Raw genomic sequence first — 18232 nt, 5'->3', positions numbered from 1 at the left:
TAAGAGATGCTCGGGGGTCCGGGTGGTTCCACCCATGCCGATGGCCGGCCTCCGCGGGGGAGACCGGCCATCGGGTGGGGCGTCGTACGTGCCGCTACGACCAGGTGATCAGGCGGCGGGGGTGTTCCAGGACCGCCGCGATGTCGGCCAGGAAGCGGGAGCCGAGCTCGCCGTCGATGAGACGGTGGTCGAACGACAGCGCCAGGGTCGTGACCTGGCGCGGCTTCACCTTGCCCTTGTGGACCCACGGCTGGAGCTTGATCGCGCCGACCGCGAGGATCGCGGACTCGCCGGGGTTCAGGATCGGCGTACCGGTGTCGACGCCGAAGACGCCGACGTTGGTGATGGTGATCGTGCCGTTCTGCATGTCCGCCGGGGACGTCTTGCCGTCACGGGCCGTGGCGACCAGCGAGGACAGGGACTCCGACAGCTCGCCGAGGGTCTTGGCGTGCGCGTCCTTGATGTTCGGGACGATCAGCCCGCGCGGGGTGGCCGCCGCGATGCCCAGGTTGACGTAGTGCTTGAGCACGATCTCCTGGGCCGCCTCGTCCCAGGACGCGTTGACGTCCGGGTTGCGGCGGATGGCCACCAGCACGGCCTTGGCGATGAGCAGCAGCGGGTTGATCCGCAGCCCCGCGAGGTCCGGGTCGGCCTTGAGCTCCTGGACCAGCTTCATCGTGCGCGTCACGTCGAAGGTGATGAACTCGGTGACGTGCGGCGCGGTGAAGGCCGAACCGACCATGGCCTGCGCGGTGACCTTGCGGACGCCCTTGACCGGGATACGGGTCTCCCGCGCCGAGGCGTCGGCCGCGGGGGCCGCGGCCACCGCGACGGGCGCGGCCACAGCCGCCGGGGCGGCGGCCGGAGCCGCCGCGGGCGCGGCGGCCTGCGGGGTGATCGCCGCGGCGGCCGCGGCGTGCACGTCCTCCCGGGTCACGACCCCGCCGTCGCCGGTGGGGACCACCGCGGCCAGGTCGATGCCGAGGTCCTTGGCGAGCTTGCGCACCGGCGGCTTGGCCAGCGGCCGCTCGCCGCTCGGCTGCGCCGGGACGGCGGGCAGCGGCGCCGGTGCGGCCGGAGCCGCCGGTGCGGCCGGAGCCGCCACCGGGGCGGCCGAGCCGTTCTGCGCGGCCGCGGCGGCCACGGCCTTGCGCGGGCGGCGCTTGGTGGAGGCGGTGGAGACCCCGTAGCCGACGAGGACGGGCTGGCGCGCCTCGGGGGCGGGCTCGGCCGCGGCCTCGGCGGCGGCCGGAGCGGCCACCTCCTGGACGGGGGCCGGAGCCTCCGCCTCGCCGGTCTGCACCGAGATGATGACCTGGCCGACGTCGACCGTGGTGCCCTCCTCGAAGAGGAGCGCGTGCACGACACCGTCGAACGGGATCGGCAGTTCCACGGCGGCCTTCGCCGTCTCGACCTCGCAGACGACCTGACCGTCGGTGACCGTGTCACCGGGCTGGACGTACCACTTGAGGATCTCGGCCTCGGTGAGGCCCTCGCCCACATCGGGCATCTTGAATTCGCGGATGGTCATGACGCGGGTCTCCTAGTACGCCAGCGAGCGGTCGACGGCGTCGAGCACCCTGTCCAGGCCGGGCAGGTACTCGTCCTCCAGGCGGGCCGGCGGGTACGGGGCGTGGAAACCGCCCACGCGCAGGACCGGCGCCTCCAGGTGGTAGAAGCACCGCTCCGTGATGCGAGCGGCGACCTCCGCGCCCACGCCGAGGAACACCGGCGCCTCGTGGACGACCACGAGCCGGCGGGTCTTCTCGACCGAGGCCTGGATCCCGTCGAAGTCGACCGGGGACATCGAGCGCAGGTCGAGGACCTCCACCGACTTGCCCTCCTCGGCGGCCGCGGCCGCGGCCTCCAGGCAGACCTTCACCATCGGGCCGTAGGCGGCCAGGGTGACGTCCGAGCCCTCGCGGCTCACGCGTGCCTTGTGCAGCTCACCGGGGATGGCGTCGAAGTCGACCTCGCCCTTGTCCCAGTAGCGGCGCTTCGGCTCGAAGAAGATCACCGGGTCGTCGCTGAGGATCGCCTGCTGGAGCATCCAGTAGGCGTCGCTCGCGTTCGAGGGGGAGACCACCTTGAGGCCCGGCACGTGCGCGAAGAGCGCCTCGGGGGACTCGCTGTGGTGCTCGACCGCGCCGATGCCGCCCGCGTACGGGATGCGCACGACCACGGGCATCTTGACCTTGCCCAGGGCGCGCGCGTGCATCTTCGCGAGCTGCGTGACGATCTGGTCGTACGCGGGGAAGACGAAACCGTCGAACTGGATCTCCACGACCGGCCGGTACCCGCGCAGGGCCAGGCCGATGGCGGTGCCGACGATGCCCGACTCGGCGAGCGGGGTGTCGATGACCCGCTCCTCGCCGAAGTCCTTCTGCAGGCCGTCGGTGATCCGGAAGACACCGCCCAGCTTGCCGACGTCCTCACCCATGATCAGGACCTTGGGGTCCTGCTCCAGGGCCTTGCGCAGCGACTCGTTGAGCGCCTTAGCGATCGACATCTTCTCGACAGCCATCAGTGACCCTCCTCGAAGGACGCGAGGTAGGCGGCGAACTGGGCGCGCTCCTCGTCGACGAGCGCGTGCCCGTCCGCGTAGACGTTCTCGAAGATCGCCATGGTGTCCGGGTCGGGCATGGCGCGCACGGCCTCGCGCACGCGCTTGCCCATGGCCTCGCTCTCGGCCTCCAGCTCCGTGAAGAACGCCTCGTCGGCGCCCCCGGTGGCCAGCAGGTGGGCCTTCAGGCGCAGGATCGGGTCCTTGGCCTCCCAGGCCGCCGTCTCCTCGTCCCGACGGTACTTCGTCGGGTCGTCGGAGGTGGTGTGCGCGCCCATGCGGTACGTGAACGCCTCGACCAGGGTCGGGCCCTCGCCGCGGCGGGCCCGGTCCAGGGCCCAGCGGGTCACGGCCAGGCAGGCCAGCACGTCGTTGCCGTCGACGCGGACGCCCGGGAAGCCGAAGCCCTGCGCGCGCTGGTAGAGCGGCACGCGCATCTGGCGCTCGGTCGGCTCGGAGATCGCCCACTGGTTGTTCTGGCAGAAGAACACCACGGGGGAGTTGTAGACGGCGGAGAAGGTGAACGCCTCCGCGACGTCGCCCTGGCTGGACGCGCCGTCGCCGAAGTAGGCGATGACCGCGGAGTCCGCGCCGTCCTTGGCCACACCCATCGCGTAACCGGTCGCGTGGAGCGTCTGCGAGCCGATGACGATCGTGTAGAGGTGGAAGTTGTTGGTGTTCGGGTCCCAGCCGCCGTGGTTCACACCGCGGAACATGCCGAGCAGGTTGGTCGGGTCGACCCCGCGGCACCAGGCCACGCCGTGCTCGCGGTAGGTCGGGAAGACGTAGTCCTCGTCGTTCAGCGCCCGGCCGGAGCCGATCTGGGCGGCCTCCTGCCCGAGGAGTGAGGCCCACAGGCCCAGCTCGCCCTGACGCTGCAGGGCGGTCGCCTCACCGTCGAAGCGGCGGGTCATGACCATGTCGCGGTACAGACCGCGCAGGTCCTCGGTGGTGATGTCGGCGACGAAGGGGGCGAACTCGGCGTTCTCCGCGTTGTCGACGCGGTCCCCTTCGGGCGTCAGCAGCTGTACGAGCTGAGGTACGACATCCTGCGTCTGCGCGGTGGCAGCGGCGGGCTTGGCGGCGCTTGCCGCGCCTGCCGCCCGCTTGGTGCCGCTGCTGCGTCGCGGCTTGCGCGCGGCAGTGCTCTCCACGGTCACGTGTGCTCCTCCGTCGGTCCGGCACCCGGGTTCTCCGGGGTCCAGTGCGGCTCACCTGTATCCGTAACGAGCGCACGGGGTGGGTGCGCTTCGCGTACGGGGATTCAGGCGTGACAGGTGTCCCGGCGAGTGCCCTGCGCAATGCACGTTACCCAGTGCGCCGCATAACTGCGAAACCCCGTTTGACCTGCGTTTTTGCTTGGATTTCCTAGTAAAAACGCAGCGACGGGAACAACCACTGGTCACAGCCTTGCAGGGGCCGGGAACAACGGCACGTTATCCCGGGTAACTCCGGCAGGGAAGGGGTGAGTGTGTGAAACTGACTTCGTGCGCGAAGACGGAAAAATCAAGGTATTCCTCCTGGACGACCACGAAGTGGTACGCCGGGGGGTCCACGAGCTCCTGTCGGTCGAAGACGACATCGAGATCGTCGGCGAGGCCGGTACCGCCGCCGATGCCTTGGTCCGCATCCCCGCCACCCGTCCCGACGTGGCCGTCCTCGACGTCCGGCTCCCGGACGGCAGCGGTGTGGAGGTCTGCCGCGAGGTGCGCTCGCAGGACGAGGAGGTCAAATGCCTGATGCTGACCTCCTTCGCCGACGACGAGGCGCTGTTCGACGCGATCATGGCCGGTGCCTCCGGTTACGTGCTCAAGGCGATCCGCGGCAATGAGCTGCTGAGCGCCGTACGCGATGTCGCCGCCGGCAAGTCGCTGCTGGACCCGGTCGCCACCGCCCGCGTGCTGGAGCGGCTGCGCGACGGCGGCAGGAGCGGCCGGGGCGACGACCGCCTCGCCCACCTCACCGAGCAGGAGCGGAAGATCCTCGACCTGATCGGCGAGGGCCTGACCAACCGCGTCATCGGCGAGCGGCTGCACCTGGCCGAGAAGACGATCAAGAACTACGTCTCCAGCCTGCTCTCCAAGCTGGGCATGGAGCGCCGCTCCCAGGCCGCCGCCTACGTGGCCCGCCTGCAGGCCGAGCGGCGCTGACCCCCGCAGCCCGCGCCGCTCCCGCCGCCCGATGCTCCGCCGCCCGCCAATCGCGCCAATCGCGCCGGTCACGTGCGGTGACACGCGGGTGACGGTACGGGTACCGCGGAGCTCGGCGTTCCCTTCGGGACCAACGTCCCCGGCCCTCGGGGCGGGCTGCTCTTCCCCGGCGGGGTGTCGGTGGCCGAGAGTGGACGGCATGTCCCCCGAGGAACTCCACGCCGTCGAACTGCTGCGCCGGGTGCCGTACGGCCGCGTGGCCACCAGCATGCGCGCGCTGCCCTTCCTCGCGCTCGCCCGCCATATCGTGGCGGACGGCAGAGTGATCTTGAGAATGCATTCCGGTTTCGGCTACCACCAGGCCTGCAACGGCAGCGTGGTGGCCTACGGGGCCGACAATTCCCATGCGCCGGACCCCGAGCTCTGGTCGGTGCAGTTCACCGGAACGGCGCAGGTCACCGAACCCACCAACGCTGAACTGGAGCTTTTTGGTCCGGTTCCTCATTTCATCGACGGCCAGGTCTTCGACCCCGTCTACATGCGGATAGAACCCCAGTTCGTCACCGTGCACTCACTCGCCCGGAATCCGGACCGGCAGTACCAGTACGCGCTCTGACCCGCGCTCACGCGGATACGGGAACGGGCCCGGCGGAATTGATTCCGCCGGGCCCGTCCGCGTATCCGTCTTACTCCTCCGAGTTGGTGCCGCCACCGCCGGGGCCGCCGGCGCCGCCGGTGGTCTCCGTGGGCTTCGTCGACGGCGTCGTCGAAGGCTTCGTCGGCGGGGCCGTCGGGGACTTCGTCACCGCCGAGCTGCTCGGCGAGGCCGTACCGGTCGGCGAGTGCGTCGCGGTGGCCGTCGGCGTCGGGCTGAAGCTCTGCGTCCGGCTGCGGGTCGGCTGGGGCGAATTGTCGCTGGTGGGCGGGGTGTTGTCCTGGGTCTGCGGCGGCGGAGTGAGGTTCGGGGACGCCGACTTGCTCGGCTGCTCGCCCGGGGTGCTCTGGGTGGTCTCCGGCTTCTTCTTGTCGCTCTTGCCCACGCTGTTGACGGCGTAGGCCACACCGCCCAGGACCGCGACGATCGCGAGGACCGCGAACAGCCACGCCTTCCAGCGGCTGCCGCTGCCGCCGCGGTCGTCGTAGCCGTCGTAACCGCCGTTGCCGGCCTGGCCGTGGCCGCCGGGGAAGGCCGAGCCGTCGTCCGGGTTCAGCGACGGCACCATCGGCTGCTGGAACTGCGAGGTCGAGGCGTGCGCACCGTACTGCTGGCCGCCGGTCCCGCTCACGGGCATGGCCGTGGTGGCGGCGGCACCGCCCCGCCCGTGCGGCAGGGACATGGTGACCGGGCCGGTGCCCCAGGTGCCGGTGTTCGGCCCCTGGTCGTGCAGCATCTGGAGCGCGTACTGGACCAGCCCGCGCATCTCCTCGGCGCTCTGGAACCGGTCGTCCGGATCCTTGGCGAGGGAGCGCATGACCAGGCCGTCGAGCTCCTGCGGGAGGTGACGCCCCTCCGGCAGCTGCGAGGGCGGCACCGGCGCGTCCTGGACGTGCTGGTAGACCACCGACAGCGGGGTCTCGCCGGTGAACGGGGGACGCAGCGCGAGCAGTTCGTAGAGCAGACAGCCGGTCGCGTACAGGTCGGAGCGGTGGTCGACGGCCTTGCCGAGGGCCTGCTCGGGCGACAGGTACTGCGGGGTGCCCATGACCATGCCGGTCTGGGTCATCGTCGACTGGGCGCCGTGCAGGGCGCGGGCGATGCCGAAGTCCATCACCTTGACCGCGCCGGTCTCGGTGATGATGACGTTCGCGGGCTTGATGTCGCGGTGCACGATGCCGTGCTGGTGCGAGTACGCGAGGGCTTCGAGCACGCCCGAGGTGATGATGAGCGCCTGTTCGGGGCCCGGGGCCTCGGCACTGAGCAGGAGCTCGCGGATGGTGCGGCCCTCGACGAGCTCCATCACGATGTACGGGACGGTGTTCGGGCCGACCCGGTCCTCGCCCGAGTCGTACACGGCGACGACGGCGTGGTGGTTGAGTCCGGCGACGGACTGCGCCTCGCGCGTGAAGCGGGCCTTGGACACCGGGTCCTCGGCGAGGTCCGCGCGCAGCAGCTTCACGGCGACGGTGCGGCCCAGCCGCACGTCCTCGGCCGCGAACACCTCGGCCATGCCGCCGCGGCCCAGCCGGTGCGTCATCCGGTAACGGCCGTCTCCCACCAGGCCGCCGGCGCCCCAGTGCTCAGGACCATCGGTCATCCCGGCGCCGTTTCCATCGGGTTCGGGTGCCATCAGTCCTCGCCGTCGTATCTCTCGGCCGCCGCGCTGCGGTCGTCCTCTTCGTCGGTGCTCCGGTGAACGCTACAGCCTCGGAACCGGTCACCGTTCGGACAAGGCGGCCTGTGCCCGTGTGGTCACGGAACGGGCACCTGGCTTGACGTGTGCTTGCCCTCGGGCAGACTGGGCGCCATATGCGCCCGGCCAGCGGCGTGGGGACACATCCCGAGGGGAAGCAACAGTCATGAGCCAGGACGGCACTCAGGGCCAGTACGCGGGCGGCTCTCTGGCCGGTGGCCGTTACCAGCTAAGGGACTTGCTCGGTGCGGGCGGCATGGCGTCGGTGTACCTGGCGTACGACTCGGCCCTCGACCGGCAGGTCGCCATCAAGACGCTGCACAGCGACCTCGGCCGCGAGCAGTCCTTCCGCGAACGGTTCCGCCGCGAGGCCCAGGCTGTAGCGAAACTGTCGCACACGAACATCGTCTCGGTGTTCGACACGGGCGAAGGCGAAGTGACGTTCGGCGGCGCCGCCGCGGGCGACGGCGCGGTGATGCCGTACATCGTCATGGAGTACGTGGAGGGCCGGCCGCTGGGCTCGGTGCTGGAGGAGGACATCCGCCAGTACGGGGCCATGCCCGCGGACAAGGCGCTGAAGGTGACGGCCGACGTGCTGGCCGCCCTGGAGACCAGCCACGAGATGGGGCTCGTCCACCGCGACATCAAGCCCGGCAACGTCATGGTGAACAAGCGCGGCGTGGTCAAGGTGATGGACTTCGGCATCGCCCGCGCCATGCAGTCGGGGGTCACCTCGATGACGCAGACCGGCATGGTCGTCGGCACCCCCCAGTACCTCTCGCCCGAGCAGGCGCTGGGGCGCGGGGTCGACGCCCGTTCCGACCTCTACTCGGTCGGCATCATGCTGTTCCAGCTGCTGACCGGGCGGATCCCGTTCGACGCGGACTCGCCGCTGGCCATCGCGTACGCCCACGTGCAGGAGGAGCCGGTCGCCCCGTCCTCCGTCAACCGGTCGCTGACCCCGGCGATGGACGCTCTGGTGGCACGGGCCCTGAAGAAGAACCCGAACGAGCGTTTCCCCACGGCCGCGGCCATGGGGGACGAGGTCGCGCGGGTGCTGGGCGCCGGGCAGGCCGGGGCGCCGGTCATCGTCCAGGGCCAGGGGCCCCTGAGCAGCGGCGCGGGCGTGGCCTCGGCCGTGTTCCCGCCGGTGGAGTCCGGGTACCAGGCGCCGCCGCAGTCGGTGCAGCAGCCGTACCAGGCGCCGCAGACCCCGCCGCCGGCCCCGTACGCGCCGACGCCGGCCCCGCAGCAGCACGCGCAGGGCGGCTACGCCTACCCGCACACGCCCCCGCCGCAGCAGCAGTACGCCCCGCAGACCCCGCCGCCGTACACGATCTCCCCGACGGGCTCGCCGTCCGCGGCGGGCTCGTCCGCGGCGTCCGGTGACGGCAAGCGGAACATGCCGGTGGTCGTGGGCGCGATCGCGGTGGCGCTGCTGGCCGTGGGCGGTCTGATCGCGGCGATCGCGATGAACGGCGACGAGGAGAAGGGCAAGGGGGGCACCACGGCGGACCCGGGGAGCTCCGCGTCCGCGTCGGCCTCCGCGAAGCCCGGGTTCAAGGGACCCGACCTCACGCGCACGATCGACCCGAAGAAGTGCACGGAGCCGGTGAGGCACTACAGCGAGGCCGGCAAGTACTCGGCGCCGGACCTCAAGTACAAGAACCTGCTCTCCGTGAAGGAGTGCATCCAGGCCTCGGGCGGCAGGTACAACATCGTGCCGAAGGACGAGGCCGTGTACGGCAAGGACACGGTGCTGTTCCAGTCCCCGGCCGCCGGCGAGAAGATCGACAAGGAAAACACGGAGTACACGCTGACCGTGTCGACCGGCAACCCCGAATAGCGGGACGGGCTCCGCCGCGCGGCGGAGCCCCGGCGGAGCCCCGGCGGAGCCCCGGCGGAGCCCCGGCGGAGCCCCGGCGGAGCCCCGGCGGAGCGCAGTCCGACACACCGGCATCCCGGACACCCCGATGGAGCGTCCGGGATGCCGCTTTTGCCCCACTATGTAAATCTGGGCGCATATCTCTGACGCGCAGCGAGCAGCTCGTGGCTCGGGACGGGAGGGGCTCCCCGTGATCCAAGGCTTCCGCCCGCCGCACTGGCTGGCCTGCGCGGCCCTGGCCGCCGCCGCGCTCGCACCCACCGCTTCCGCGTCCGCCGGGCCCTTCCTCACCCCGGCCAGGCAGGCCGCCGCGCCCGCCGCACCCGCCTCGCCCGACGACCCCTACGAGGAGCTGGCCGGAAGCGTCGCCGGAGTCGGGCGTGAGCGCCCCGGGCGGCCGGTCGGCGAGCCCGCCAACCCGGAGCTGATGGTGGCCTCCCGGCCGCTGCCTGCGCGCCCGCGCACCGGACTCGCCGATCCCACCGAGCCCACCGCCACCACCCCGCGTCCGCCGACGGCCGCCGTCGCCGCCCCGAGCCCGCCGTCGGCGGTGGTCGACGCCCTCGGCACCGGGACCAACGACCGGGCCGCCGACCTGGCCGCGCACATACTGCCGCTCGGCACCGGATTCGCCCTGATGGGCCTCGGTCTCGGCTACCTCGGGATGCGTCTGCGCCGGGGGATGTGAGCGGCCCGGACCTTCCCCCCTCCGGGCGGCGTCCCCCCTGCGACGTACACCTCAGGACGGTTGCCGCGCGTGAACATACTCGGTATATATACCGAGTATGTCGATCCGTCACGGGCTACTCGCCCTGCTGGAACGGGGTCCTCGGTACGGCTCCCAGCTGCGCACCGAGTTCGAATCCCGCACCGGCTCCACCTGGCCGCTCAACGTCGGGCAGGTGTACACGACCCTCGCCCGTCTCGAACGGGACGGCCTCGTCGCCCCCGGCGGCGAGGACGCCGCCGGCCACACCCTCTACGCCATCACCGACGCCGGGCGCACCGAGCTGCTCCAGTGGTACGAGCGGCCCGTCGACCGGGCCAACCCGCCCCGCGACGAGCTGTCCATCAAACTCGCCATGGCCGTGGGCGCCCCCGGCGTGGACATCCGCGCCGTCATCCAGTCCCAGCGGCATGCCACGATCAAGGCGATGCAGGACTACACCCGGCTCAAGGCCACGGCGCTCGCCGCGGTCGAGAGCGGCCGGTCCCGCGAACGCGACGACGTGGCCTGGCTGCTCGTCCTGGAACAGCTGATCTTCCAGACCGAGGCCGAGGCCCGCTGGCTCGACCACTGCGAAGCCCGGCTCGTCCGGCTCTCCCTGCCGGCCGACCGGAGAGCCGCGGAACCCGAACGACCCCAGGCCGCCGCAGCCGGGACCCCGGCCCCGACCACCACCACCCCGCCCCGTACCGCTCGTACGCGCCGTGGCTGAACCACCGTTCCAGGGGGGACACTCCATGCCTGACCAGCCCCAGCCCCAGCAGCCCGTACTGCAGTTGGACCGACTCGTCCGCACGCACGGCAGCGGCGCCACCGAGGTGCACGCCCTGCGCGGGATCGACCTCTCCGTCTTCCCCGGCGAACTCGTCGCCGTCATGGGCCCTTCCGGCTCCGGCAAGTCCACGCTGCTCACCCTCGCGGGCGGCCTCGACACCCCGAGCAGCGGCCGGGTGATCGTCGAGGGCACCGACATCACCGCGGCGAGCCGCAAGCAGCTGGCCGCCCTGCGCCGCCGCAGCATCGGGTACGTCTTCCAGGACTACAACCTGATACCGGCCCTCACCGCCGCCGAGAACGTGGCGCTGCCCCGGGAACTCGACGGGACCTCCGCCCGCAAGGCCCGCGCCTCCGCGCTCGCCGCGCTGGAGGAGATGGGCCTCGGCCAGCTCGCCGACCGCTTCCCCGACGAGATGTCCGGCGGCCAGCAGCAGCGCGTGGCCATCGCCCGCGCCCTCGTGGGCGACCGCCGCCTGGTCCTCGCCGACGAGCCGACCGGCGCCCTCGACTCCGAGACCGGCGAGTCCGTCCTCGCCCTGCTGCGTGCCCGCTGCGACGCGGGCGCCGCCGGAATCCTCGTCACCCACGAGCCGCGCTTCGCCGCCTGGGCCGACCGCGTGGTCTTCCTGCGCGACGGCAGCGTGGTCGACGAGACCCTGCGCAGCCACGCCGACTCCCTCCTCTCCGGGCAGGCGGCCGGCCAGTGACCTCTCCGCTCCAAGGCTGGTACCACTCCTGGGTCGCGGCCCTGCGCATAGCCCGCCGCGACGCCTGGCGCGCCAAGGGCCGCAGCTCCCTCGTCCTCGCGATGCTCGCCCTGCCGATCGTCGGGGTGAGCGCCGCCGACCTCACGCTGCGCAGCGCCGAACTCTCCCCCGAGCAGACCGTCACCCGGATGATCGGCGCCGCCGACGCCCGGGTGAGCCACTCGCACATGTCCGGGCCCATCAACCAGACCCCCGACGGCACGAGATCCGTGCCCGTCGGCGGCTACAAGGACTACGACCCCTCGAAGGCCTCGCGGGAGAAGCCGGAACCGGTGGAGTCCCTGCTCCCGGCCGGTTCCCAGGTCCTCAAGGACAGCAACGGCTACGCCAAGGTCCGCACCACGCACGGGCTGCTCGACACCCAGCTGCGCGAACTCGACACGCACAGCCCGCTGGTGAAGGGCATGATCACGCTCGGCCGCGGCCGGCTGCCCGAGGCCCCGGGCGAGGTCATCGCCACCCAGGCCTTCCTGAAGGACTCCGGCCTCTTCGTCGGCTCCTCGGTCACCCCGCGCGGCGCCACCTCCCCGTACAAGATCGTCGGCGCCTACGAGCTGCCGGACGAGCTCGGGCGCCCCGAGATCACCGCCCCGCCCGGGACGCTGATCGCCCCGCTGAACAAGGCGCTGGTGGCGTCCGGCGGGCGCACCGTGAGCGCCGAGGACAACTACCTGGTCAAGGTCGGCGGCGCGGGTGTCACCTGGGACGCGGTCAAGGCGGCCAACGCCAAGGGCCTGGTCGTCGTCTCCCGCGCCGTCATCCTCGACCCGCCCGCCGACTCCGAGGTCCCGCTCTACCGGGACGAGCCGAAGGCGATGTTCGAGAACAACGGCAACAAGGCCGTCGAGATGGCCATCCTGGCCACCGTCGTGGGCCTGGCCATGCTGGAGATCTGCCTGCTCGCCGGACCGGCCTTCGCGGTCGGCGCCCGCCGCTCGCGCCGCCAGCTGGGCCTGGTCGGCGCCAACGGCGGCGACCGGCGCCACATCCGCTCGATCGTGCTCTCCGGCGGCCTGGTCATCGGCGCCGTCGCCGCCGTCATCGGCACCGTCGTCGGCGTCCTGCTCACCGTCGTGCTGCGGCCGGTGCTGGAGGAAACGCTCGGCAACCGCTTCGGCGGCCTCGACTTCCGTCCGCTGGAACTGGCCGGCATCGCCCTGCTCGCCGTGATCACCGGCCTGCTGGCCGCGATCGTCCCGGCCGTCACCGCCTCGCGGCAGACCGTGCTGGCCTCGCTGACCGGCCGCCGCGGCATCCGCCGCGCCAACCGGGTGCTGCCCGTCGTCGGCCTGATCGCCGTCGCCGCCGGCGCCGCGATCGCCCTCTACGGCACCACCTCGGAGCTGGGCAGCACCGTCGTCGCGGGCGGCAGCGCCCTCGCCGAACTCGGCATCGTCGCCCTCACCCCGGTCCTGGTCGGCCTGTTCGGCCGGCTCGGGCGGTGGCTGCCGCTGTCGCCGCGGCTCGCGCTGCGCGACGCCGTGCGCAACCGCGGGCGTACGGCCCCCGCCGTGGCTGCCGTGCTGGCCGCCGTGGCCGGAACCGTCGCCGTGGCGACGTACCAGCAGAGCTACGACGCCCAGATGCGCCACGAGTACCGGGCCGAGCTGCCGCACGGCACCGGGCTGCTGGAGACCAGCGAGAACGGCGCCTACAAGGAGGTGCCCGCGCTGCGCGAGGCCCTCTCAAGGGAACTGCCGCTGGCACAGCGGGCGGACATCGACCGGCTGGTCGTCGGCAAGCCGGGCTGCGAGTCGTTCTCCGGGGATCCCGGCTGCGGCCGGGCCGAGGTCATCACGCCCAAGGAGCAGCGCTGCCCGCTCTACGAGGACGCCAAGGGCAGCGCGGCCTTCCCCGAGGCGCAGCGCAAGGAACTGCGCCAGGACTGGCGCTGCCAGGATTCCCGGTTCGGCACGCAGCATTCCGTCCTCGTCGGCGACGAGAAGGTGCTGAGCGTGCTCGCGGTGACCGACCCGGGCTCCGTGGCCGCCCTCAAGGCCGGCCAGGCCGTCTCCTTCGACAAGCGCCAGGTCAGGCACGGCCAGATCACCCTGCGGATCATCACCGAGCAGGGCGAGGACGACATCAGGCAAGGGCGCTACGACGATACGCCCGGTGAGGACAAGGTCCTCCCCGTCCACGTGGCGCCCGACTCGGCCCAGAGCTGGGGCGTCGAGCTGATCCTGCCGCCCTCGGCGGCCAAGGCCGCCGGACTGGTCACCGCGCCCGTGGGCTCGTACTTCAGCCTCGACGGGGCGGCGTCCAGCGAGCAGCGCCAGAGGATGGACGGGGAGATCGACCGGATGGGCGTGGAGGCCTCCCTGCGCATCGAGGCGGGCTACGAGGGCGACAACAGCCTCGTCATGCTGGCCCTCGCCGTCTTCGCGGGACTCGTCACCATCGGCGCGGCCGGCATCGCCACCGGGCTGGCCCAGGCCGACGCCGAGGCCGACCTGAAGACGCTGGCCGCGGTGGGCGCGGCACCGCGGGTGCGGCGGACGCTGAGCGGCTTCCAGTGCGGGGTGGTCGCCCTGATGGGCGTCGTCCTGGGCTCGGCGGCCGGGATCCTGCCCGCCGTCGGCCTGCGCCTGACGGAGCAGCGGGAAGCGGAGGCGCTCTACCGGGAGTCGATCGAGCAGGGCTTCGCGTCGGTGTCGGAGGCGCTGCCGTTCGTACCGATCTCCCTGCCCTGGGAGACCCTCGGCGGGCTGGTCGTCGTGGTTCCGCTGGGCGCGGCCCTGCTGGCGGCCCTGGTCACCCGCTCCAGCGGCGCGCTGGCCCGCCGGGCCGCGGGGTAGGGCCGGAGGCTGGGACCGGTGCCACGCTTGGTGCCCCCGTACAGGGTGGATCACGACTGTACGGGGGCACACCGTGTGAGTACGGAGGTGTGCGAGAGAATGACGGCATGGAGATGCCGAGGAGTGAACGGTCGCAGGACAGCCCCCCGCACGTCCTGATCGTGGGACAGGACGGGACGGCGGTCGGCGACGCCGATGACGAGTCGCGCGAGGTCCCGGTGACGGAAATGGTCGAACAGCCCGCCAAGGTCATGCGGATCGGCAGCATGATCAAGCAACTCCTGGAAGAGGTACGTGCCGCGCCTCTCGACGAGGCGAGCCGGGTCCGGCTCAAGGACATCCATGCCGCCTCGGTCAAGGAGCTGGAGGACGGCCTGGCCCCGGAGCTCGTGGAGGAACTGGAGCGCCTGTCGCTCCCGTTCACCGAGGAGGCCATTCCCTCCGAGGCCGAACTCCGGATCGCCCAGGCCCAGTTGGTGGGCTGGCTGGAGGGCCTCTTCCACGGCATCCAGACGGCCCTGTTCGCGCAGCAGATGGCGGCGCGGGCCCAGTTGGAGCAGATGCGCCGCGCCCTCCCGCCGGGCGGGCCGCACGACGACGAGGACGGCGGCCACGGCGCGATCCGCTCGGGCCCCTACCTCTAGTCCCCGGCGGACAGCAGAAAAAGCGGGTCCGGCCCACGCCCCACCGGCGCGGCCCGGCCCGCTTCCGCCGTCATCAGCCGCCTTCAGCCCCGCCGGCGTTTGAGGCGCCGCCTTCAGCCCCGCCGGCGTTTGAGGCGCCGCCTTCAGCCCCGCCGGCGTTTGAGGCGCGGGGGTCAGGGGGCAGCGCCCCCGGCAACGGCGCCGCACCCGGCACCCGGCGGCAGAGGCCCCCGAGAAGTGCGGCTCCCCGCCGGGGACATGGCCGCCGCATACTCAAGGGCATGAGCTACGACGCGATCGTGCTGGCCGGAGGCGCCGCGCGCCGACTCGGCGGGGCCGACAAGCCCGCGCTGAGCGTCGGCGGCCGCGCACTCCTCGACCGCGTCCTCGACGCCTGCCCGGACGCCCGGACCACCGTCGTGGTCGGCGGTCGCCGCGCCACCGCGCGCCCGGTCCGGTGGACCCGCGAGGACCCGCCCGGCGGCGGCCCCGTGGCCGCGCTGGACGCCGGGCTGCGCCGGACCACCGCCGAGCTGGTCCTCGTACTCTCCGCCGACCTGCCGTTCCTCGACCGGGAGACCGTACGGGCCCTGCTGGAAGCCCCCGGCGCGGACGGGGCGATGCTGCGCGACCCCGACGGCCGTGACCAGCCGCTGGTAGCCGCCTACCGGGCCGAGCCGCTGCGCCGCGAGATCGCCCTGCTCGCCGCCGAGCACGGCACCCTCACCGGGCTCCCGCTCCGTGCCCTCACCGCCGAACTGGATCTCGCCCGCGTCACGTCCCGGCCACTCGCCTCCTTCGACTGCGACACCTGGGACGATCTCGCCGCCGCCCGCGCCAGGATCAGGGAGCATGGAAGCGTGCTGGACCAATGGATCACCGCCGTCAAGAGCGAACTGGGCATCGACCTCCCCGTCGACACCAAGACCCTGCTCGACCTCGCCCGGGACGCCGCCCACGGCGTCGCCCGGCCCGCCGCCCCGCTGACCACCTTCCTGGTCGGCTACGCGGCCGCCCACGCCGCCGCCACCGGCGCCGACCCCGCCCAGGCCGTCGCCGAGGCCTCCCGCAAGGCGGCCGACCTGGCGCTGCGGTGGGCCGACGAGGCAGCGGCCGACACCGCCGAACAGAACGGCTCCGGATGACCCCCACGAACTCCGCCGAGCAGGCCCTCGACGAGGCCCTGGCGCTCGTCAGCCGCGCCCCCGAGGGCGGCGGCACGGGCGGCGCGGGCGGCGGCGCGGGCGGCCACCGCGCGTCCGGCTGGCAGCGGGCCCGGGACACCGCCGCCCACGCCGGGAGCAGGGTGCGGCCCCGTACCCACCGCTTGCCCCTCGCGGACGCCCTCGGCGAGGTCCTGGCCACCCCCCTGGACGCGCTGACCGACCTGCCGTCCTTCGACACCTCCGCCATGGACGGCTGGGCCGTCGCGGGCCCCGGCCCCTGGAGCGTGCGCGCCGGCGGCGGCGTCCTGGCCGGCTCCGAGCGGCCGGAGCCCCTCACCGACGGCGAGGCCGTCCGGATCGCCACCGGCGCCCGGATCCCGACCGACGCCACCGCCGTCATCCGCAGCGAGCACTGCCGCGAGGCCGGCACCCAGCTCTTCGCCGACCGGACCGTCCTCACCGGCCAGGACATCCGCCCGCGGGGCCAGGAGTGCCGCTCCGGCGACCTGCTGCTGCCCGCCGGTTCCCTGGTCACCCCGGCCGTGCTGGGGCTCGCCGCGGCCGCCGGGTACGACGAGCTGACCACCCGGCCCCGCCCCCGCGTGGAGATCCTGGTGCTCGGCGACGAGCTGCTCACCGAGGGCCTCCCGCACGAGGGGCTGGTCCGCGACGCCCTGAGCCCCATGCTCGGGCCCTGGATGGAGCGCCTCGGCGCCGAGGTCATCGGCACGCGGCTGCTCGGCGACGACCCGGCGGGGGCCGCGGCCCTGCTGGAGGCCGTCACCACGAGCACCGCCGATGTGCTGGTCACCACGGGCGGTACCGCCTCCGGACCCGTCGACCACGTTCACCCGGTGCTGCGCGAGGCCGGCGCCGAACTTCTGGTCGACGGGGTGGCGGTGCGCCCCGGGCACCCGATGCTGCTGGCCCGCATCGGGTCCGGGACCCCCGACGGGGACACGGTGCGCCATGTGGTCGGGCTGCCCGGCAACCCGCTGGCCGCCGTCTCCGGGCTGCTGACCCTCGCCGAACCCCTGCTGCGCGCCCTCGCCGGCCGCCGCAGGCGCCCCCGCTACACGGCGCCGGTGCAGGGCGACGTGCCCGGCCACCCGTACGACACCCGGCTGGTCCCGGTCGTGCTGAGCGACGAGCACGCGGTGCCGCTGCGCTACCACGGACCTGCGATGCTGCGCGGTGTGGCCGCCGCCGACGCGCTGGCCGTCGTACCGCCCAAAGGCGCGCGGTCCGGGCAGGAACTGGAGATTCTCGATCTGCCCTGGGCTTCTGGAGGATGTTTCACGTGAAACTGCACGGCCAGGACTCCATGGCCCGCGGCGCCGACGAGAAACTCGTCTCCCGGCGCATCAAGCTGCCCAAACGCATCGTCGAGAACCCGCTGAGGCAGGTCACCAAGCGCCTGCTGATGGCGTTGTTCGTGCTCTTCCTGACGGTCCTCATCGTGTGGCTGGACCGCGACGGCTACCACGACAACGCCAACGAGCAGGTCGATCTCCTCGACTGCTTCTACTACGCCACGGTGACGCTGTCCACGACGGGCTACGGCGACATCGTGCCGTACAGCGACAGCGCACGCCTGATCAACATCCTGCTGATCACCCCGCTGCGCGTGCTGTTCCTGATCATCCTGGTCGGTACCACCCTGGAAGTCCTGACGGAACGGACGAGGGAAGAGTGGCGGCTGAAGAACTGGAGGAAGAACTTGCGTGAGCACACGGTCGTCGTCGGCTTCGGCACGAAGGGCCGCTCCGCCCTTCAGACGCTGCTGGCCACCGGCCTCTCCAAGGAACAGGTCGTCATCGTCGACCCGAGCGCCAAGGTGATCGACACGGCCAACGCGGAGGGGTTCACGGGCGTGGTCGGCGACGCCACCCGCTCCGACGTCCTGCTCCGCGCCGAGCTGCAGAAGGCCCGTCAGATCGTCATCGCCACCCAGCGGGACGACACGGCGGTCCTGGTCACCCTGACCGCCCGGCAGCTCAACCGCGGGGCGAAGATCGTCGCGGCGGTGCGCGAGGAGGAGAACGCCCCGCTGCTGCGCCAGTCCGGCGCGGACGCGGTCATCACGAGCGCGAGCGCGGCCGGCCGGCTGCTGGGCCTCTCGGTGCTCAGCCCGAGCGCGGGCACCGTGATGGAGGACCTGATCCAGCAGGGCAGCGGCCTCGACCTCGTCGAACGCCCCGCCCGCAAGTCCGAGGCCGGCAAGTCGGTACGGGACACCGAGGACCTGGTCGTGAGCGTGCTGCGCGGCCACCGGCTGCTCCCCTACGACGATCCGCACGCGAGCCCGATCCAGCTGACGGACCGTCTCATCACCATCGTGCGGGCGACGCCGCCGGCTTCGCCGCAGGTGAGGTTCGGAGCTGCCGAGTAGCCGCGCCGTGGC

At 72.6% G+C, this 18232-nt stretch carries 15 protein-coding genes; 11 read left to right on the top strand and 4 right to left on the bottom strand.

Annotation, left to right across the window (positions count from 1 at the left end; all coding sequences use genetic code 11):
- Window positions 1-94 precede the first annotated feature (94 nt).
- The 3 genes from ACFY04_RS05655 to pdhA are packed head-to-tail and all read right to left on the bottom strand — an operon-like array spanning window position 95 to window position 3723.
- Entirely contained in the window at window positions 95-1531 is a 1437-nt protein-coding gene (locus ACFY04_RS05655) for a dihydrolipoamide acetyltransferase family protein (protein WP_389114342.1), read from the bottom strand.
- Window positions 1532-1543: 12 nt separating this feature from the next.
- Window positions 1544-2524: an alpha-ketoacid dehydrogenase subunit beta gene (locus ACFY04_RS05650; RefSeq protein WP_030010542.1), complete on the bottom strand. Its 981-nt coding sequence runs from the start codon at window positions 2522-2524 to the stop codon at window positions 1544-1546.
- Window positions 2524-3723, bottom strand: a complete 1200-nt coding sequence (gene pdhA, locus ACFY04_RS05645; RefSeq protein ID WP_030383837.1) for a pyruvate dehydrogenase (acetyl-transferring) E1 component subunit alpha — start codon at window positions 3721-3723, stop codon at window positions 2524-2526. Before pdhA ends, ACFY04_RS05650 begins: the two co-directional genes overlap by 1 nt.
- Before the next feature lie 327 nt (window positions 3724-4050).
- Here pdhA and ACFY04_RS05640 point away from each other — a divergent pair, with 327 nt between their 5' ends.
- Window positions 4051-4713 carry a response regulator gene (locus ACFY04_RS05640; protein WP_373037355.1) on the top strand — a complete coding sequence of 221 codons (663 nt, stop codon included), beginning with the start codon at window positions 4051-4053 and terminating at the stop codon, window positions 4711-4713.
- A 199-nt stretch (window positions 4714-4912) separates the two neighbouring features.
- The gene (locus ACFY04_RS05635) at window positions 4913-5329 is read left to right on the top strand and encodes a pyridoxamine 5'-phosphate oxidase family protein (RefSeq protein ID WP_389114341.1); all 417 of its coding nucleotides are present in this window, start codon (window positions 4913-4915) and stop codon (window positions 5327-5329) included.
- 70 nt (window positions 5330-5399) lie between these two features.
- Here ACFY04_RS05635 and ACFY04_RS05630 read toward each other — a convergent pair whose 3' ends face one another.
- Window positions 5400-7001, bottom strand: coding sequence for a protein kinase (locus tag ACFY04_RS05630; RefSeq protein ID WP_389114340.1), 1602 nt, complete (start codon window positions 6999-7001; stop codon window positions 5400-5402).
- Window positions 7002-7230: 229 nt separating this feature from the next.
- On the opposite strand from ACFY04_RS05630, the gene ACFY04_RS05625 reads away from it, so the two are divergent.
- From ACFY04_RS05625 to ACFY04_RS05585, 9 genes are all read left to right on the top strand, one after another.
- Window positions 7231-8910: a protein kinase gene (locus ACFY04_RS05625; protein ID WP_389114339.1), complete on the top strand. Its 1680-nt coding sequence runs from the start codon at window positions 7231-7233 to the stop codon at window positions 8908-8910.
- Window positions 8911-9139: 229 nt separating this feature from the next.
- Window positions 9140-9637, top strand: coding sequence for a hypothetical protein (locus ACFY04_RS05620; RefSeq protein WP_389114338.1), 498 nt, complete (start codon window positions 9140-9142; stop codon window positions 9635-9637).
- Window positions 9638-9734: 97 nt separating this feature from the next.
- Entirely contained in the window at window positions 9735-10388 is a 654-nt protein-coding gene (locus ACFY04_RS05615) for a PadR family transcriptional regulator (protein ID WP_373037360.1), read from the top strand.
- A 25-nt stretch (window positions 10389-10413) separates the two neighbouring features.
- Window positions 10414-11160: an ABC transporter ATP-binding protein gene (locus ACFY04_RS05610; protein ID WP_389114337.1), complete on the top strand. Its 747-nt coding sequence runs from the start codon at window positions 10414-10416 to the stop codon at window positions 11158-11160.
- Window positions 11161-11261: 101 nt separating this feature from the next.
- Window positions 11262-14018, top strand: coding sequence for an FtsX-like permease family protein (locus ACFY04_RS05605; RefSeq protein ID WP_389114825.1), 2757 nt, complete (start codon window positions 11262-11264; stop codon window positions 14016-14018).
- Window positions 14019-14125: 107 nt separating this feature from the next.
- Window positions 14126-14662, top strand: coding sequence for a bacterial proteasome activator family protein (locus tag ACFY04_RS05600; RefSeq protein ID WP_314243029.1), 537 nt, complete (start codon window positions 14126-14128; stop codon window positions 14660-14662).
- 281 nt (window positions 14663-14943) lie between these two features.
- Window positions 14944-15807, top strand: coding sequence for an NTP transferase domain-containing protein (locus ACFY04_RS05595; RefSeq protein ID WP_389114336.1), 864 nt, complete (start codon window positions 14944-14946; stop codon window positions 15805-15807).
- Window positions 15804-17132: a molybdopterin molybdotransferase MoeA gene (locus ACFY04_RS05590; protein WP_389114335.1), complete on the top strand. Its 1329-nt coding sequence runs from the start codon at window positions 15804-15806 to the stop codon at window positions 17130-17132. Before ACFY04_RS05595 ends, ACFY04_RS05590 begins: the two co-directional genes overlap by 4 nt.
- On the top strand, window positions 17120-18220 hold the full coding sequence (locus ACFY04_RS05585; RefSeq protein WP_389114334.1) for a potassium channel family protein: 1101 nt from the start codon (window positions 17120-17122) through the stop codon (window positions 18218-18220). Before ACFY04_RS05590 ends, ACFY04_RS05585 begins: the two co-directional genes overlap by 13 nt.
- Window positions 18221-18232 lie beyond the last annotated feature (12 nt).

The sequence above is a fragment of the Streptomyces sp. NPDC001549 genome (assembly GCF_042894025.1).
Lineage (GTDB): Bacteria > Actinomycetota > Actinomycetes > Streptomycetales > Streptomycetaceae > Streptomyces > Streptomyces kutzneri.
Note: the sequence above shows the minus strand (reverse complement) of the source record. Positions and strands in the feature narration are given on the sequence as shown.

Coding starts and splice junctions, on each gene's coding strand:
- ACFY04_RS05605 (WP_389114825.1), top strand. CDS start 11,262: ATGCTCGCCCTGCCGATCGTCGGGGTGAGCGCCGCCGACCTCACGCTG.
- ACFY04_RS05615 (WP_373037360.1), top strand. CDS start 9,735: ATGTCGATCCGTCACGGGCTACTCGCCCTGCTGGAACGGGGTCCTCGG.
- ACFY04_RS05610 (WP_389114337.1), top strand. CDS start 10,414: ATGCCTGACCAGCCCCAGCCCCAGCAGCCCGTACTGCAGTTGGACCGA.
- ACFY04_RS05630 (WP_389114340.1), bottom strand. CDS start 7,001: ATGGCACCCGAACCCGATGGAAACGGCGCCGGGATGACCGATGGTCCT.
- ACFY04_RS05585 (WP_389114334.1), top strand. CDS start 17,120: ATGTTTCACGTGAAACTGCACGGCCAGGACTCCATGGCCCGCGGCGCC.
- ACFY04_RS05625 (WP_389114339.1), top strand. CDS start 7,231: ATGAGCCAGGACGGCACTCAGGGCCAGTACGCGGGCGGCTCTCTGGCC.
- ACFY04_RS05635 (WP_389114341.1), top strand. CDS start 4,913: ATGTCCCCCGAGGAACTCCACGCCGTCGAACTGCTGCGCCGGGTGCCG.
- ACFY04_RS05590 (WP_389114335.1), top strand. CDS start 15,804: ATGACCCCCACGAACTCCGCCGAGCAGGCCCTCGACGAGGCCCTGGCG.
- ACFY04_RS05655 (WP_389114342.1), bottom strand. CDS start 1,531: ATGACCATCCGCGAATTCAAGATGCCCGATGTGGGCGAGGGCCTCACC.
- ACFY04_RS05650 (WP_030010542.1), bottom strand. CDS start 2,524: ATGGCTGTCGAGAAGATGTCGATCGCTAAGGCGCTCAACGAGTCGCTG.
- ACFY04_RS05595 (WP_389114336.1), top strand. CDS start 14,944: ATGAGCTACGACGCGATCGTGCTGGCCGGAGGCGCCGCGCGCCGACTC.
- ACFY04_RS05600 (WP_314243029.1), top strand. CDS start 14,126: ATGGAGATGCCGAGGAGTGAACGGTCGCAGGACAGCCCCCCGCACGTC.